General features: G+C 67.0%; 15 protein-coding genes. 7 read left to right on the forward strand and 8 right to left on the reverse strand.

Going from position 1 to position 14,737, the window contains the following annotated elements:
• Window positions 1-278: 278 nt before the first annotated feature.
• A complete protein-coding gene (locus BRADO_RS29050; protein ID WP_012029780.1) occupies window positions 279-956 on the reverse strand; it encodes an SDR family oxidoreductase in 678 nt (225 codons plus the stop codon).
• Between the two features lie 25 nt (window positions 957-981).
• Entirely contained in the window at window positions 982-1,443 is a 462-nt protein-coding gene (locus tag BRADO_RS29055) for a nuclear transport factor 2 family protein (RefSeq protein ID WP_012029781.1), read from the reverse strand.
• Between the two features lie 102 nt (window positions 1,444-1,545).
• Between BRADO_RS29055 and BRADO_RS29060 the strand changes: the two genes are divergently transcribed.
• Window positions 1,546-2,472, forward strand: a complete 927-nt coding sequence (locus tag BRADO_RS29060; RefSeq protein ID WP_244422914.1) for a LysR family transcriptional regulator — start codon at window positions 1,546-1,548, stop codon at window positions 2,470-2,472.
• A gap of 374 nt (window positions 2,473-2,846) precedes the next feature.
• Here the strand turns inward: BRADO_RS29060 and BRADO_RS29065 are convergent, their stop codons facing one another.
• The 3 genes from BRADO_RS29065 to BRADO_RS29075 are packed head-to-tail and all read right to left on the reverse strand — an operon-like array spanning window position 2,847 to window position 6,773.
• Window positions 2,847-4,055, reverse strand: a complete 1,209-nt coding sequence (locus tag BRADO_RS29065; RefSeq protein WP_012029783.1) for a nickel/cobalt transporter — start codon at window positions 4,053-4,055, stop codon at window positions 2,847-2,849.
• Window positions 4,052-4,681 carry a DUF1007 family protein gene (locus tag BRADO_RS29070; protein ID WP_012029784.1) on the reverse strand — a complete coding sequence of 210 codons (630 nt, stop codon included), beginning with the start codon at window positions 4,679-4,681 and terminating at the stop codon, window positions 4,052-4,054. Before BRADO_RS29070 ends, BRADO_RS29065 begins: the two co-directional genes overlap by 4 nt.
• Window positions 4,682-4,691: 10 nt before the next feature.
• Entirely contained in the window at window positions 4,692-6,773 is a 2,082-nt protein-coding gene (locus BRADO_RS29075; RefSeq protein WP_012029785.1) for a M3 family metallopeptidase, read from the reverse strand.
• A gap of 125 nt (window positions 6,774-6,898) precedes the next feature.
• On the opposite strand from BRADO_RS29075, the gene BRADO_RS29080 reads away from it, so the two are divergent.
• The 6 genes from BRADO_RS29080 (at window position 6,899) to BRADO_RS29100 (ending at window position 11,874) form a co-directional block, all read left to right on the forward strand.
• Window positions 6,899-7,159 carry a hypothetical protein gene (locus tag BRADO_RS29080; RefSeq protein WP_012029786.1) on the forward strand — a complete coding sequence of 87 codons (261 nt, stop codon included), beginning with the start codon at window positions 6,899-6,901 and terminating at the stop codon, window positions 7,157-7,159.
• A 676-nt stretch (window positions 7,160-7,835) separates the two neighbouring features.
• Window positions 7,836-8,978: a type III PLP-dependent enzyme gene (locus BRADO_RS29085; RefSeq protein WP_012029787.1), complete on the forward strand. Its 1,143-nt coding sequence runs from the start codon at window positions 7,836-7,838 to the stop codon at window positions 8,976-8,978.
• Window positions 8,979-9,155: 177 nt separating this feature from the next.
• Window positions 9,156-9,746 carry a GNAT family N-acetyltransferase gene (locus BRADO_RS29090; RefSeq protein ID WP_012029788.1) on the forward strand — a complete coding sequence of 197 codons (591 nt, stop codon included), beginning with the start codon at window positions 9,156-9,158 and terminating at the stop codon, window positions 9,744-9,746.
• Window positions 9,734-9,895: a hypothetical protein gene (locus BRADO_RS35540; RefSeq protein ID WP_173363518.1), complete on the forward strand. Its 162-nt coding sequence runs from the start codon at window positions 9,734-9,736 to the stop codon at window positions 9,893-9,895. Before BRADO_RS29090 ends, BRADO_RS35540 begins: the two co-directional genes overlap by 13 nt.
• 96 nt (window positions 9,896-9,991) lie before the next feature.
• Window positions 9,992-10,381 carry a RidA family protein gene (locus tag BRADO_RS29095; RefSeq protein ID WP_012029790.1) on the forward strand — a complete coding sequence of 130 codons (390 nt, stop codon included), beginning with the start codon at window positions 9,992-9,994 and terminating at the stop codon, window positions 10,379-10,381.
• 68 nt (window positions 10,382-10,449) lie between these two features.
• Window positions 10,450-11,874 (forward strand): homospermidine synthase, encoded by a 1,425-nt coding sequence (locus BRADO_RS29100; protein ID WP_012029791.1) that lies wholly within the window; start codon window positions 10,450-10,452, stop codon window positions 11,872-11,874.
• Window positions 11,875-12,213: 339 nt separating this feature from the next.
• Here the strand turns inward: BRADO_RS29100 and BRADO_RS29105 are convergent, their stop codons facing one another.
• From BRADO_RS29105 to BRADO_RS29115, 3 genes are all read right to left on the reverse strand, one after another.
• Window positions 12,214-12,522: a hypothetical protein gene (locus BRADO_RS29105; RefSeq protein WP_012029792.1), complete on the reverse strand. Its 309-nt coding sequence runs from the start codon at window positions 12,520-12,522 to the stop codon at window positions 12,214-12,216.
• Window positions 12,523-12,668: 146 nt separating this feature from the next.
• Window positions 12,669-13,688, reverse strand: a complete 1,020-nt coding sequence (locus BRADO_RS29110; RefSeq protein WP_012029793.1) for a WD40 repeat domain-containing protein — start codon at window positions 13,686-13,688, stop codon at window positions 12,669-12,671.
• Window positions 13,688-14,728: a GTP-binding protein gene (locus BRADO_RS29115; RefSeq protein WP_173363519.1), complete on the reverse strand. Its 1,041-nt coding sequence runs from the start codon at window positions 14,726-14,728 to the stop codon at window positions 13,688-13,690. Before BRADO_RS29115 ends, BRADO_RS29110 begins: the two co-directional genes overlap by 1 nt.
• Between the last annotated feature and the right edge of the window lie 9 nt (window positions 14,729-14,737).

Consider the following 14,737-nt stretch of genomic DNA (forward strand, 5'->3'; position numbering starts at 1 on the left):
CCACCGGCCTTGATGAGGTGGATCGCTGGCAGCAACGTCACCCGATAGCATCCGCGGTGTGGGTCCCGCGTTCGCGGGGACGACACCGGACGTGTGACGCACACTGTGGCCACAGTACACTGTCGTCACTGCGAACGCAGGGACCCACACCCCCAGCGAGCGGTTTGAGGCAGGCACGTTGTTGGCACTTCGTCCAACATGACCGCCGCGGAGTTTGGGTCCCGGCTCAAGGCCGGGACGACGCTGGTGGTTGATGCGCGGCGAGATCCCTCGCTGCTTCAGGACCGCCCTCCATAAATCACCTCCGCCGGACTGGCCTCCGTCGCGGCGTGCTGGCGCCAATACTGCTCGGCGATCAACTCAGGCGCGAACGCCGTGCCGGCAGCGATCTGGCCCTTGATCGTGACGGTCGCGACGCGGATGCCGTCGCCGGCGAGCTCCTTGTGCAGCGTGGCGGCGAGGTTGCGGATGCCGGCCTTGCCGACCGCGAGCGAGGCGGCCTGCAGCCAGCCGGTCGGATCGAGCGCGAGGCCGCCGCCAGTCAGCAGAATGGTGCCGCGCTTGCGCGCGCGCATGCCCGGCAACACCGCCTGCACGGCGGCCAGCGCGCCGGCGACGTTGACGCGGAAGTCCGCGACCAGCTCCTCCACCGGCACGGAAGACGGCAGCGCATAGGTGGCGCGATAGGCGTTGTAGATCAGGACCTCGACCGGGCCGATCTCGGCTTCGACCTGCGCGATCGCCTGGGCGAGGAATGCGGCATCGCCGGCATCGGCTGCGCGCATCTCGAGATGCAGCCCCTTCGCGGCCAGCGCGCGGACGAGATCCGCGGAGCTCTCCGGCCGGCGGGCGAAGCCGACCACGGCGCAGCAGCCGGCGGCGAAGCGCTCGGCGAGCGCGGCCGACAGACCGGGGCCCATGCCGATGATGAGTGCGACGGGCTTGTTCTGGGACATCTGACGTCTCCTTTTGCTGGGCGGCTTAAGCCTTTGCCACGCTCTGCAGCGGCCCGAGCACCGCATCCTTGAGCGCCGGGTACATGATGAACTCGAACGGCAGGTTCACTGCCGCGACGACGCTGCGCACGATGCGGGCATCGGACATGTCGAGGCGATGGATCTCGCGCATCGGCACCAGCTGATGGGTCGCGGCGACGCCGTAATAGTCGCGAGCGAATTCGGCGGTCGCCGTGAACTCGACCATGACCGTGTCGCCGGCAACGTCGATGCGGTGGATGGTGAGGTCGCGCACCGGCCAGGACGCGGCGAACTCCATGAACACCGCCTTGTAGGCGTCGCGGCCGCGGATCGGCTCCACTGGACTGAGGCCGGTCTCGACCACGATGTCGGCGGCGGTCAGGGCATCGAAGACGGCGGCGTCGGCTTTGCCGAGGCCGTAGCGAATGAAGGTCTCGGCAATGTCGCGGGGCGTGGGGGAGGACATGGGACGGGCTCCATGGCTGGGACTGCCGCTGTTTTGCCCGACGTCCTGTCATTCCGAAAATGACATCTGGCAATTCTGATCATTCCCTTGAAGAATGATCAGATGCCGAGCCTTGCCCATGTCGACCTCAACCTTCTGGTGCTGTTCGAGGCGCTCCTGTCCGAGCGCAACGTGACCCGCGCGGCCGTGCGGGTCGGCCTGGCGCAACCGTCCGCCAGCAAGGCGCTCGACCGACTGCGGCACCTGTTCGGCGACCCGCTGTTCCTGCGGGCGCCCGGCGGCATGCGCCCGACGCCGCGGGCGCTGGAATTGGCGCCGGAGATCGCCTTGGTGCTCGAGCGGGTGCGGGCGCTGGTCGCGGCCGAACTTCCGTTCGATCCGGCGACGGCGCGCGGCAGCCTGCGGCTGGCGATGTCGGATGCGGCCGAGTTCGTGCTGCTGCCGGGTTTGGTGGCGCAACTGGCCGGCACCGCGCCAGGTGTGACCCTGCAGGCGCGGCCGCTCGACAAGGACCGGGTGTTCGCCGAGCTCGACGAGGGACGGCTTGACGCCGTGGTCGGCGTCTTCCGCGAACTGCCCAAGCGCTTTCGCTCAGCACCGCTGTTCGAGGAACGCTTCGTCTGCCTGGCGCGCGCCGACCATCCGCGCCTGGCGACGGGTCTGACGCTCGAGACCTATGTGGAGCTGCCGCATCTGCTGGTCACGCTGCGCGACGACCGCAAGGGCGCTGTCGACGACGCGCTCGAAGCGATAGGACTGCACCGCCGCGTGGCCGCGACGCTGACGCGCTTTCTGGCGCTGCCCCCCGTGCTCGCATTCAGCGACGCGATCGCCACGGTGCCGTCGCGCTTTGCCGCGGCGAGCGCGCCGAACTGCCGCCTGCATGAGCCGCCACTGGCCTTGCCGCGCTGGACCGAGCAACTCGTCTGGCGCGCCGGCGCCGAACGCGAGCCGATGATCGCGTGGGGGCTGCAACTGATCCGCAGCGCAGGCGAAACGCAACGCCTGCCCCCGGCGTTCCGCGCTTGAGGCGGCCTCTGCTCCGCGGCGCGGTTGCCGGGTTCGCTGCCGGCAACGCCCCTCGATCACCCGCGCGATGGGTCCCCGCGTTCGCGGCGCCGACATCTTCTGTAGGGCACCCTCGCGCCACACACTCCGTTGTCGTCCCGGGCTTGACCCGGGACCCATACCCCCAGGACGCGGCTTGAGGCAGGCGCGTCGTTGGCAACTCGCTCACTCACGACCGCCGCGGAGCATGGGTCCCGGCTCAAGGCCGGGACGACGCTGCTGGTTGATGCGACAGCCGGGCCCTCGCAGTCGCTGTCATGCCCCGCGCAGGCGGGGCATCCAGTATGCCGCGGCGGACGTGTTGGGCAGAAGCGTAGCCGCTGAACGAAGCCCGCTCAGAAGCAGGTCGTGCGTTCCGCCGCCATGTAGCCGAACAGCAGGCCGACGCCGAACAGCAGCACCAGCCCGGCCGCGCCGAACTCCAGTCCCCGCATGATCAGCGCGCCGCCGCCGTCGCGGCCGGCGCTGAGGCGGCGGGCGATGTCCTTGGCGGCCACCGCAATGACCGCGATGGTGGCGACGGTGATCGCGGTGCCCATGCCCATCACGATGGTGGCGGCGACGCCGGCCCAGAACATTCCCTGCGCCAGCGCGAACACCAGCACCAGGATCGCACCCGAGCAAGGACGGATGCCGGCCGCGAAGATCGCCTGGAAGCCGCGCTGCCAGCCGCCGGGACCGGCGAGCTCGCTCGGCGCGGGTCCGTGCGAATGGCCGCAACCGCAATCGTCGCCATGGACGTGATCATGATGCACGTGATCGTGATGGACGTGATCGTGAGCGGCGTGACCATGGGCCGCGGCCGCCTGCGTGTGAGCATGACCGTGGTGATGATCATGTCCATGATGGTCGTGGCCGTGATGGTGGTCATGCCCATGGTGATCTTGAGGCGCGCGATGCTGATGATCATGCGCGTGGCCGTGATCATGCCCCGACGACACCACCGCAGCCGCCGGCCCACCAGCCAGCGCCAGCGCCGGCGTCGCCGGCTGCCACGTGCGCAGGAACGCCGCGCCCTTGACCCACACCAGCCGCGCGCCGAGCAGCGCGATCAGGCCGTAGCTCGCGATCTCCACCACCTTCTCGGCGCTGCACATGGTGGCCGCCGTCGCGTTGAGCAGCACCGCGCCGATGCCGACGATCGCCACTGCCACCAGCGCCTGCATCAGGCCCGAAGCAAATGAAAGCACGATGCCGCGCTTCGCCGTCTCCTGGTTGGCGACGAGATAGGAGGCGATGACCGCCTTGCCATGGCCGGGGCCAGCCGCATGGAAGATGCCGTAGGCAAAGGAGATCGCGAGCAGCCACCACACCGCCGAGCCGTCCTCTTTGGCGGAGCGGATCGCGCCCGACATCTGCCGGTAGAACTCCGACTGCTTCGCGAGAAGCCAACCGACGATGCCGCCGACCTGCGGCTCGCCCGCGGGCGCGCCGAACGGCGATTTGGCAAGCAGCACATGCGAGGCGGCGTCGGCAGACAAAAGCGCCGCGAGGATCGCGGCGCAAATCAGAAACGGTCGGACGGAGCTGGGGCGAGGTGTCATGGACATTCCACTGAGATCTTGTTGGCGAAGTTCATTCCGAAATTGGCGTTCGCCCCGCCGCTCAGGAATGTCTGTTCGTTCATGGTCTGCGCGACGGAGCCGCCGTCGCTCGGTCTCACCAGGCCGAACTTGCAGCCCGCGGGAGCGCTGACCAGCTTGACGGGATCCTTCTCCGCCATCTGGAAATCGATGAAATAGCTGGGATCGTAAACCTCGACCTGGAGCTGGCCGGACTTCACCGGCGCCTTCAGCGGCAGGGTGAAGTGCAGCGTCAGCTTGGTGTCCTTGTATTCGAGGTAATAGTCGACGGGATCGAGGAGCTTCTGCTTGCGGCCATCCGCCTTGATGAAAGTGAAGTAGGCATATTCCTTCAGCGACTCGGCATTGGTCTGCGCCAGCGGCGCCAGCTCCTCCCGGGTGTAGACGCCCTTCTGCTTGGTCTCGAGCCCCTGCAGCGCATAGGTCGCGAACATGTCGTCGAAGGTCCAGGCGTGGCGCACGCCGGTCAGCGTGCCATCGGCCGCATAGAGCAGCTCGCTGGTCGCGGTGACCCAGACATGGGGATGAGCGCTCGCCGCGCCCGCCCCCAGCATGAGCAGCAGCGCCGCCATAACGGCACGGATCATCGCCCTCACCTCAAGCCGCTGCGGGAATGTCGAGCAGGCCGCGCCGGCGGAGCAGCGCGTCGGGCTCGGGCTCGCGGCCGCGGAACGCGACGTAAGCCGCCTCGGGATCGAGCGAGCCTCCAGAGGAGTAGACGTTGTCGTGAAGCCGCTTGGCGACGGCGGGATCGAAGATGTTGCCGGCTTCCTCGAAGGCCCCGAAGGCATCCGCATCCATCACCTCCGACCACATGTAGCTGTAATAGCCCGCCGCGTAGTGGTCTCCCGAGAAGATATGGCCGAATTGGGTCGGCCGGTGGCGCAGCGCGATCTCCTTGGGCATGCCGATCTTCTCCATCTCGGCCGTCTCGAACGCGCGCACATCCTTCGATGCCGCGGCCGGCTGGGTGTGGAACTCCAGATCGATCAGCGCCGACGAGACGAACTCGACGGTGGCAAAACCCTGGTTGAAACGGCGCGCGGCGAGGAAGCGCTCCAGCAGGTCCTGCGGCAGCGGCTCGCCGGTCTGGTAGTGCTTCGCGAAGGTCTGCAGCACCTCGGGGCGCTCCTGCCAGTGCTCGTAGAGCTGCGACGGCAGCTCGACGAAGTCGGTGAAGACAGACGTGCCCGACAGCGACGGATAGGTCACGTTGGAGAGGATGCCATGCAGGCCGTGGCCGAACTCGTGGAACAGCGTGCGGGCATCGTCCGGCGACAGCAGCGAGGGCTGGCCGTCGGCGCCCTTGGCGAAATTGCAGACGTTGATGATCAGCGGCGCGGTGTCGCCGTCGAGCTTCTGCTGGTCGCGCAGCGAGGTCATCCAGGCGCCGGAGCGCTTCGACGGCCGGGCGAAGTAGTCGCCATAGAACAGCGCCTTGTGGCGGCCGTCGGCTTCCTTGATCTCCCACACCCGGACGTCCGGGTGCCAGACCGGGATGTCCTTGCGCTCGGCGAAGGTGATCCCGAACAGCCGCGTCGCGCAGTCGAAGGCCGCCGCGACCATGTTGTCGAGCGCGAGATACGGCTTGATCGCGGCGTCGTCGAAGTTCGCCTTCGCCTGGCGCAGCTTCTCGGCGTAATAGCGCCAGTCCCAGGCCTCGAGCTTGAAGTTGCCGCCCTCTTCCGTGATCAGCTGTTGCAGCTGGTCGCGATCGGCCAGCGCCTTGGCGCGCGCTGGCTTCCAGACCCGCTCCAACAGGCCGCGCACCGCCTCCGGGGTCTTCGCCATGGAATCCTCGAGGCGATAGACCGCGAAGTTCGGGAAGCCCATGATCTTGGCGGACTCCTCGCGCAGCGCCAGGATCTGGCCGATGACCGCGTTGTTGTCGTTGGTATTCCCGTTGTCGCCGCGCGCGGTGAAGGCCTTGAACACCTTCTCGCGCAGGTCGCGGCGGGAGGAGCTCTGCAGGAACGGCTCGACCGAGGAGCGCGACAGGGTCACGATCGCCTTGCCGGGCATGCCGCGCTCCTCCGCCGCAGCCTTGGCGGCGGCGACGAAGCTGTCGGAGAGGCCGGCGCGGTCATCCTCGCCGAGCTCCAGGAACCAGTCCTGCTCGTCGCCGAGCACGTGGTGGCTGAAGGTGGTGCCGAGCTGGGCGAGCTGCTCGTTGATCTCGGCCATGCGCGCCTTGGCCTCGTCCTTGAGGCCTGCGCCGGCGCGGCGGAAGCGGGTGTAGGTGCGCTCCAGCAGCCGCTGCTCCTCGCCGGTGAGCGTCAGCGTCTTGCGGTTGTCGTAGAGCAGCGCGATGCGACCAAACAGCACGGCGTTCATCATGATCGGGTTCCAGTGCCGCGCCATCCGCAGCGACACTTCCTTGTCGATCTCCAGAATCGCCGGGTTGGAGTGCGCCGAGACAAGATCATAGAAGACGGCGGCGACCTTCGACAGCAGCTTGCCCGAGCGCTCCAGCGCCGTGATGGTGTTGGCGAAGTCGGGCTCCGCCGGATCGTGGGTGATCGCGGTGATTTCAGCGGTGTGGTCGGCGAAGGCGCGCTCGAAGGCCGGCAGGAAGTGCTCGGGCCTGATCGCGTCGAAGGGCGGTGTCTGGTGCGGGGTGTCCCAGGCCACGAGCAGCGGATTGCTTGCGGCGTCGATCGAGGCGGTCGTGTCGGACATCGGCTCTTGCTCTCCGGATCAAACAGGCGCCCCTCTTACCACGGAGCCGGTCCTTTTTGGGTCATTTCCCCTTGAAGGCCGGGACCATTTCGGAGAGATTGCGCCCCTCAGAAGGACCATCGACCATGAGCGCAGACAGCACCTCGAAGCCCGCCCGCCAGATCGCCTGGCAGAGCGTGATCACCGTCATCTCGGCGGCGATCCTGATCGGTGCGGAAGTGTTCGGCGCGGCCTTTGCCGGCGGCTGGGCGCTCGCCATTCTGTTCGGGCTCGGCGACCAGGGCGCGCACATCCTGCAGGCCGTGCTGTTCGCGATCGGCGTGTTCGTGATGATCGGCTTCGTCCGCGGCGCACAGCGCATCGAGCCGTTCACCGAACGCGCGTGAGATCAGCAAAAACACTGTCCTGCAAGGGTGAACGCGTTACGAAACTTTAAACTCGCTTAACGCGCGTTCAGACAAAGCGTCGCTCCCTGTGTCGCGTAAGCACAGATTAGGGAAATCTTTCGCGGCGCTCAAAAATTCCTTGCGAACGAAATTCAAAACGCATATTTCCGGTTCTGCCCAATTTCGCACGTGCCTGTGGTCGTGTGTCAGTCGGTAGGTATCCGGACAAGAGGCCGGACAGCCGCCAAGGGATGAGGAACCGAGGGGCGCTCGGATCGTTGCGATCAAGATCAGTTCGATCGAGATCGTCATGCTCCAGGAGCCCAGCATCTCTCTCAAGAGATGCCGCTGAAGGTCACCTCACCTCTTGCAACCGTGACTGGCAGCCGGAGGCGAACCGGCGCACCCCGCTCTCAACGGGGGACGCGACTTAAAGCAACGACGGATCGGGCTTTTTTGGTCTCTACCGGCGGTCCAACGCCGGCGCGGGCTACTGAAAAGGCTTGTCCTTCATTGCCAGGTGTGCGGGCGGGAAATTCCCAACCAATCCACGGCAGCACAATTCGGCTTCGGGTTCGAGGTTTCTGCGCCTTTCCATCGGGCGTCGAGGCCAAGGCACCCGTGTCGGGATCATTTTGAACGGGCCACGTCGCAAACGGGCCGTTTGGAGGGTGCTATGACCGAACGTATCCGGGAATTCCTGCGCAACCGCCGCGAGGAAGGTCTGGACCACGAGCCCTGTCTCGTCGTCGACCTCGACATCGTGCGCGACAACTACATGAACTTCGCTCGCGCCTTGCCGGACAGCCGCGTGTTCTACGCGGTCAAGGCCAACCCGGCGCCGGAAGTGCTGTCGCTGCTCGCCTCGCTCGGCTCCTCCTTCGACACGGCGACCGTCGCCGAGATCGAGATGGCGCTGGCCGCCGGTGCGACGCCGGACCGCATCTCCTATGGCAACACCATCAAGAAGGAGCGGGATATCGCGCGCGCCTATGCGCTCGGCATCCGTCTCTTTGCCGTGGACTGCGCCGCCGAGGTCGAGAAGATCTCGCGCGCCGCACCGGGCGCGAAGGTGTTCTGCCGCATCCTGTACGATTGCGCCGGCGCCGAGTGGCCGCTGTCGCGCAAGTTCGGCTGCGATCCGGAGATGGCCGTCGAAGTGCTGGACCTGGCGAAGCGCCTCGGCCTGGAGCCGTGCGGCATCTCGTTCCATGTCGGCTCGCAGCAGCGCAAGGTGAAGGCGTGGGACCGCGCGCTGGCGATGGCCTCGACGGTGTTCCGCGACTGCGCCGAGCGCGGCATCAACCTCTCCATGGTCAACATGGGCGGCGGCTTCCCGACTAAGTACCTGAAGGACGTGCCGCCGGTCGTGCAGTACGGCCGCTCGATCTTCCGCGCGCTGCGCAAGCATTTCGGCAACCAGATCCCGGAGACGATCATCGAGCCGGGCCGCGGCATGGTCGGCAATGCCGGGATCATCGAGTCGGAAGTGGTGCTGATCTCGAAGAAGAGCGACGAGGACGAGCTGCGCTGGGTCTATCTCGACATCGGCAAGTTCGGCGGCCTCGCCGAGACGATGGACGAGTCGATCCGCTACGCCATCCGCACCCCGCATGAGGGCGCGGAGACGACCCCGTGCGTGCTCGCCGGCCCGACCTGCGATTCGGCCGACGTGATGTACGAGAAGCTGCCGTATCCGCTGCCGGTGACGCTCTCGATCGGCGACAAGGTGCTGATCGAGGGGACCGGGGCGTATACCTCGACCTACTCGTCGGTGGCCTTCAACGGCATCCCGCCGCTGAAGACGTATCACATCTGATCTGGCTGCCCTCGCCCGTGCGCGGGTGAGATAGGCAAGAGCCCTGGGTGGGGCGTTCCCCCACCCCGACCCTCCCCCGCAAGCGGGGGAGGGAGCGAGAGACCGTCACCTTCAACCTGACATCACGTGTTTGCGCGCGGGCGACAGCCTGCGGCGCAGGCCGGGGACTGACGTGCCATGACTGCTTTCCGCTCCCAAATGACGACGCCCCTTCGGACTGCCGCTCCGTTCGTGATCCGTGCGGAACGTGCCTCCGACGTGGCGGCGCGCGAGACGCTGCTCGATGCCTGCTTTGGCGACAACCGCCATGAGCGCACCTGCCAGCGCCTGCGCGACGGACGCGCGCCAGCCGCAGGCCTTGCCCTGTCGGCGATGCGCGGCGGCGTCCTCGTGGGAACGCTGCGGTTGTGGCACGTCAGCGCCGGCGGACGCGATGCGCTGATGCTCGGGCCGCTGGCGGTCGCCCAGGAGGCGCGCAGCCTTGGCGTGGGCGCTGCGCTGATGAATGCCGCGCTGATGATCGCGGCGTCGCGCGGCCATGGCGCGGTGATTCTGCTCGGGGATGCGCCCTACTACGCCCGCTTCGGCTTCGATGCGGCCAAGGCGGCCGCGCTGGAGCTGCCCGGCGCGTTCGAACGCGCGCGCCTGCTCGGCCTCGAGCTGGTCGATGGCGCCCTGGACGGCGCATCCGGCATGATCGTCGCCACCGGCTCTGCCGAACGAAAAGCCCGCCGCCGCAAGGAGCGGCCGCTGCCATGCGCGGCGTGAGGCCCGAGGCGGCGGCCCAGCCGCCGCGGCGGACGTGGCTCCCCACGCTGGTGCTGATCCTGCTCGGCATCATGATCGTCCGCGACATCGTGGTCAGGCGCTGGAGCAGTTCCCCGGCCGCCGGACCCGACGTCACGCGCCTGCGTTAGGCATGCCGGCAAGCCTTGGTTCCTGCGCCCCGCCAGGGGTTGCGCAGGTGCAGCAAAAGCTCTTTAACCCCCGGAAATCCCCCGACGAGGTGTCCCATGGCGCGCCGCTTGATCTCTACCGGATCACCGTTCGAGAAGACCGCCGGCTACAGCCGCGCGGTGGTCGACGGCGACTTCGCCTTCGTCGCCGGGACCACCGGCTACGACTACAGCACGATGACGATGCCGGCCGATGTCACGAGCCAGTCACGCAACTGCTTCAAGACCATCGCGGCCGCCCTGCAGGAGGGCGGATTCGAGATGGCCGACATCGTCCGCGCGACCTACTACCTGACCGACGTCAACGATGCCGACGCGCATTTCGCGGTCTGCGGCGAGGTCCTCGGCGACATCCGCCCGGCCGCCACGCTGGTGGTCGTCGCGGCGCTGTTGAAGCCCGAGATGAAGGTCGAGATCGAAGTCACCGCCAAGCGCCGCGGCTCCTAGAGAGTGGCGCAGCGCCTGAGGCATCCATTCCACGAACGCGAAAGCACCTGTCCGGAGACCATCCCCTCATGAGCTCGCAGATCCACGCCAAAATCACCGGCCCCATCGTCATGATCGGCTTCGGCTCGATCGGCAAGGGCACCCTGCCTTTGATCGAACGCCATTTCGATTACGACAAGAGCCGCTTCGTTATCATCGATCCCCATGATGACGGCGAGCTCGCGAAGAAGCACGGCGTGCGCTTCATCCAGCAGGGTGTGACCCGCGACAATTACCGCGACCTGCTGGTGCCGCTGCTCACCGAAGGCGGCGGCCAGGGTTTCTGCGTCAACCTCTCGGTCGACACCTCCTCGGTCGACATCATGACCTTGTGCCGCGAGATCGGCGCGCTCTACATCGACACCGTCGTCGAGCCGTGGGCGGGCTTCTACTTCGACAAGCAGATGGGCCCGGAGAAGCGCTCGAACTACGCGCTGCGCGAGACGCTGCTCGCCGCGCGCCGCAAGAGCCCGGGCGGCACCACCGCCGTGTCGACCTGCGGCGCCAACCCCGGCATGGTGTCCTGGTTCGTCAAGCAGGCGCTGCTCGACATCGCCCGGGACACCAAGACCGCGATCGTCGAGCCGAAGAGCCGCGAAGGCTGGGCGCAGCTGATGCAGAAGCTCGGCGTCAAGGGCGTGCACATCGCCGAGCGCGACACCCAGCGCTCCAAGAACCCGAAGCCGATGGACGTGTTCGTCAACACCTGGTCGGTCGAGGGCTTTGTCTCCGAGGGCATGCAGCCGGCCGAGCTGGGCTGGGGCACGCATGAGACCTGGATGCCGGACAACGGCCGCCGCCACACCGAGGGCTGTGGCGCGGCGATCTATCTGCTGCAGCCGGGCGCCAACACCCGCGTCCGCTCGTGGTGCCCGACGCCGGGCGCGCAATACGGCTTCCTGGTGACGCACAACGAGTCAATCTCGATCGCCGACTACTACACGGTGCGCGACGGCGACAAGGTCGTCTACCGCCCGACCTGCCACTACGCCTATCACCCGGCCAATGACGCGGTGCTGTCGCTGCACGAGATCTTCGGCGCCACCGGCAAGATGCAGGAGAAGTGGCACATCCTAGATGAGAACGAGATCGTCGACGGCATCGACGAGCTCGGCGTGCTGCTCTACGGCCACGGCAAGAACGCCTATTGGTACGGCTCGCAGCTCTCGATCGAGGAAACCCGCCGCATCGCGCCGTACCAGAACGCGACCGGCATGCAGGTGTCCTCCGCCGTGCTCGCCGGCATGGTCTGGGCGCTGGAAAACCCGAACGCCGGCATCGTCGAAGCCGACGAAATGGACTTCCGCCGCTGCCTGGAGATCCAGACGCCGTATCTCGGCCCGGTCAAGGGCTACTACACGGATTGGACCCCGCTGAACGACCGGCCCGGCCTGTTCCCGGAGGACATCGACACGTCAGATCCCTGGCAGTTCCGCAACATCCTGGTGCGGTAAGCCTGAGCTGTCGTCCCGGCGAACTGCGCCGCGCACCAGCGCGGCGCCGACCTGGGACCCCTACTCCGCAGCAGCCATATGGCCGCGCTGGAGCGACCAGCCTGCCTCGAACTTCTCCCTGTGGTTATGGGTCCCTGCGTCCGCAGGGACGACAGCGGAGTGTTTTGCCAAAGCGTGCCCTCATAACAGGTGTCGTCCCTGCGAACGCAGGGACCCATACCGCGGATGCTATCGAGGAACGTGGCTGTCAGCGGCCAGCCTCATGACGGCCGGTGGCTATGGGTCCCGGCGTTCGCCGGGACGACGGCGGAGTGTGCGGCGCCGCTAGGGCTCACCGAACTACTTCTTCTCCATCGGCGGCGCGACCTTTTCGGCGGGCGCTGGCGGCAAGGCCGGCTTGGCACCTTCCTTCTGCGCTTCGATATCAGGCCGTGCCGGCTCGGGCGCCGGCGTGGTCGGGCGGGTGCCGCCGGGCTTGGCTTCGGCGGGAGTCGCCGACGGCTCGGGCGTCGCCTGCGCCATCTGGTCGAGATGGCCGGCCTTGATCTCGGTGAAGGAGACGATCGCGACCAGCGCGCCGAGGCCGAGCAGGCCGGCTGCAAGCCAGAGGTCGCGGCGCAGAGTGCGTTTGCTGTTGATCGGGGCCATCGTCTGTCCTCCGCATCGTCCGACGCACATCGCGCCACCACATGTGGCGCTTGCATCGGATCATGCGCGGGAACAACGGACTGATAGCGGCGAGGTTCCCATTTGGGCCTGCGCCGCTATGCCCCATGAACCACTGGAACGGCCTCTCAGAGCCGCAGCAGCCCCGCCTCGCCGCTCTCGTCGGAGAACGCGAGCCAGGTTCCCGCGGCATTCCAGCCCAGCGCCACCACCGGCGGCGTCTCGTTCCGGCGCACCAGGATTTCGGCGCCGTCCTGCATCCGCACCATCAGCACGGTGCCGTCCTCATAGCCGCAGGCGAGAATGTCCTGCTTGGGATGGCAGGCGACCGCGGTGACCTTGGCCTTCATCGGCGCCAGCATCGCCGGCTCTTTGCCCATCGGCCCGTCCTTGCCGACGAACGGCCAGAGGATGACCATGTCGGCGCCGGAGGTGGCGAGGAACCGCCCGCCGCTGCCCCACGACATCGACTTCACCCGTGACGGGTAGCCGGTCATGCGCATGTGCCGGGAGTCGGCCAGCCGCCAGCCGTGCAGCGCCGGCTCGTGCATCGCGGTGACCAGGAACTTGTTGTCCGGGCTGAAGGTGACGGCGTGATGCGATCCAGCCCAGCCGAGAAACTCCGGCTCGCCGGCCATGTTCGGAAACCACAAGGTCGCGCCGTTGTAATGCGCGATCGCCAGCCGCAGGCCCTTCGGGGCGAACGCCAGCCCGCCGGCGGTCGAGGGCACCTCGAGCGACTTCTCCTCGCCCTTCGGCGCGCGCACGAACGCGGTCTTGCCGACCGACCAGGCGATGGCGCCGTCCGGATGCATCGCGACGTTGTCGATCCAGCGCCGCTTCGGATCGGTCGCGAGCACGCTCACGCTGCCTGCCTTGTCCAACGACGACACCTTGCCATCATCGCCGCCGAACAGGATGCGCGATCCGTCCGACACCGCCGACAGGATTCCGCCACTGGTGACCTCGACCTTGCTGATCTCGCCATCAGCATCGACGACGGCGACGCTCTCCTCGGTGCCGACGAAGGCGGCGCGGTCGCCGAGATAGTGCACGGATGTGACCGCCATGCCGAGCGAGATCGGCTTCACCTTGTCGGTGACGGAGACGATGGATGCGGCCTCGCCGCTCTGATCGAACGAGCTCATCAGGATACGATGCAGCGCTCAAAACCTTCGCGGATGGCGTCTTCCGGCAGCTCGCGGCCGATGAAGACGACGCGGCTCTGCCGCGACTCGTCCGGCTTCCACTTCCGCTGGTGATCGCCCTCCAGCATCATGTGCACGCCCTGGAAGACGTAGCGGTCGTCATCGTCCTGGAACGCCAGGATGCCCTTCGAGCGCAGGATCTTGCCGCCCTCGGTCTGCACCAGGTTCTGCAGCCACGGCATGAACTTCGACGGATCGAGCGGCTTGTCGGAGCGCAGCGACAGCGATTGCATCTCCTCGTCGTGATAGTGCTTCAGGCCGTGATCGTGATGATGGTGATGATCATGGCCGTGGTCGTGATCATGGTGGTGATGATCGTGATCATCGCCCGCGTTCAAAAATTCCGGCTCGATTTCAAGAATACGATCGAGATCGAACGCGCCGCGCTCCAGCACGTCAGCGATCGCCACCTGGCAGCGCTCGGTGCGATGCAGCCGGGCGTAAGGGTTGATCGCGCGGATCCGCGCCTCGACTTCGGCGAGCTCCGGCTTGGTGACGAGATCGGTCTTGTTGAGCACGATGACGTCGGCAAACGCGATCTGGTTCTTCGCTTCCGGCGCGTCCTTGAGCCGGTCCGACAGCCACTTGGCGTCGGCCACGGTGACGACGGCATCGAGCCGCGCGTTCTTCTGCACGTCCTCGTCGACGAAGAAGGTCTGCGCCACCGGCGCCGGATCGGCGAGGCCGGTGGTCTCGACGATGATGGCGTCGAACTTGCCCTTGCGGCGCATCAGGCCGGAGATGATGCGGACGAGGTCGCCGCGCACGGTGCAGCAGATGCAGCCATTGTTCATCTCGAACACTTCCTCATCGGCGCCGACGATGAGGTCGTTGTCGATGCCGATCTCGCCGAACTCGTTGACGATGACGGCGTACTTCTTGCCGTGGTCTTCGGAGAGGATGCGGTTGAGAAGCGTGGTCTTGCCGGCGCCGAGATAGCCGGTCAGCACCGTCACGGGGGTCTTGCTCGCGTCGGACATGCTCACTCC

It is taken from the genome of Bradyrhizobium sp. ORS 278 (assembly GCF_000026145.1).
GTDB lineage: Bacteria > Pseudomonadota > Alphaproteobacteria > Rhizobiales > Xanthobacteraceae > Bradyrhizobium.

What these genes read in the sequence shown, in the direction of transcription:
- BRADO_RS29055 (WP_012029781.1), bottom strand. Translation starts at nt 1,443, where the DNA reads ATGTCCTCCCCCACGCCCCGCGACATTGCCGAGACCTTCATTCGCTAC.
- BRADO_RS29105 (WP_012029792.1), bottom strand. Translation starts at nt 12,522, where the DNA reads ATGGCCCCGATCAACAGCAAACGCACTCTGCGCCGCGACCTCTGGCTT.
- BRADO_RS29080 (WP_012029786.1), top strand. Translation starts at nt 6,899, where the DNA reads ATGAGCGCAGACAGCACCTCGAAGCCCGCCCGCCAGATCGCCTGGCAG.
- BRADO_RS29085 (WP_012029787.1), top strand. Translation starts at nt 7,836, where the DNA reads ATGACCGAACGTATCCGGGAATTCCTGCGCAACCGCCGCGAGGAAGGT.
- BRADO_RS29075 (WP_012029785.1), bottom strand. Translation starts at nt 6,773, where the DNA reads ATGTCCGACACGACCGCCTCGATCGACGCCGCAAGCAATCCGCTGCTC.
- BRADO_RS29060 (WP_244422914.1), top strand. Translation starts at nt 1,546, where the DNA reads ATGCCGAGCCTTGCCCATGTCGACCTCAACCTTCTGGTGCTGTTCGAG.
- BRADO_RS29065 (WP_012029783.1), bottom strand. Translation starts at nt 4,055, where the DNA reads ATGACACCTCGCCCCAGCTCCGTCCGACCGTTTCTGATTTGCGCCGCG.
- BRADO_RS29100 (WP_012029791.1), top strand. Translation starts at nt 10,450, where the DNA reads ATGAGCTCGCAGATCCACGCCAAAATCACCGGCCCCATCGTCATGATC.
- BRADO_RS29115 (WP_173363519.1), bottom strand. Translation starts at nt 14,728, where the DNA reads ATGTCCGACGCGAGCAAGACCCCCGTGACGGTGCTGACCGGCTATCTC.
- BRADO_RS29050 (WP_012029780.1), bottom strand. Translation starts at nt 956, where the DNA reads ATGTCCCAGAACAAGCCCGTCGCACTCATCATCGGCATGGGCCCCGGT.
- BRADO_RS29110 (WP_012029793.1), bottom strand. Translation starts at nt 13,688, where the DNA reads ATGAGCTCGTTCGATCAGAGCGGCGAGGCCGCATCCATCGTCTCCGTC.
- BRADO_RS35540 (WP_173363518.1), top strand. Translation starts at nt 9,734, where the DNA reads ATGCGCGGCGTGAGGCCCGAGGCGGCGGCCCAGCCGCCGCGGCGGACG.
- BRADO_RS29090 (WP_012029788.1), top strand. Translation starts at nt 9,156, where the DNA reads ATGACTGCTTTCCGCTCCCAAATGACGACGCCCCTTCGGACTGCCGCT.
- BRADO_RS29095 (WP_012029790.1), top strand. Translation starts at nt 9,992, where the DNA reads ATGGCGCGCCGCTTGATCTCTACCGGATCACCGTTCGAGAAGACCGCC.
- BRADO_RS29070 (WP_012029784.1), bottom strand. Translation starts at nt 4,681, where the DNA reads ATGATCCGTGCCGTTATGGCGGCGCTGCTGCTCATGCTGGGGGCGGGC.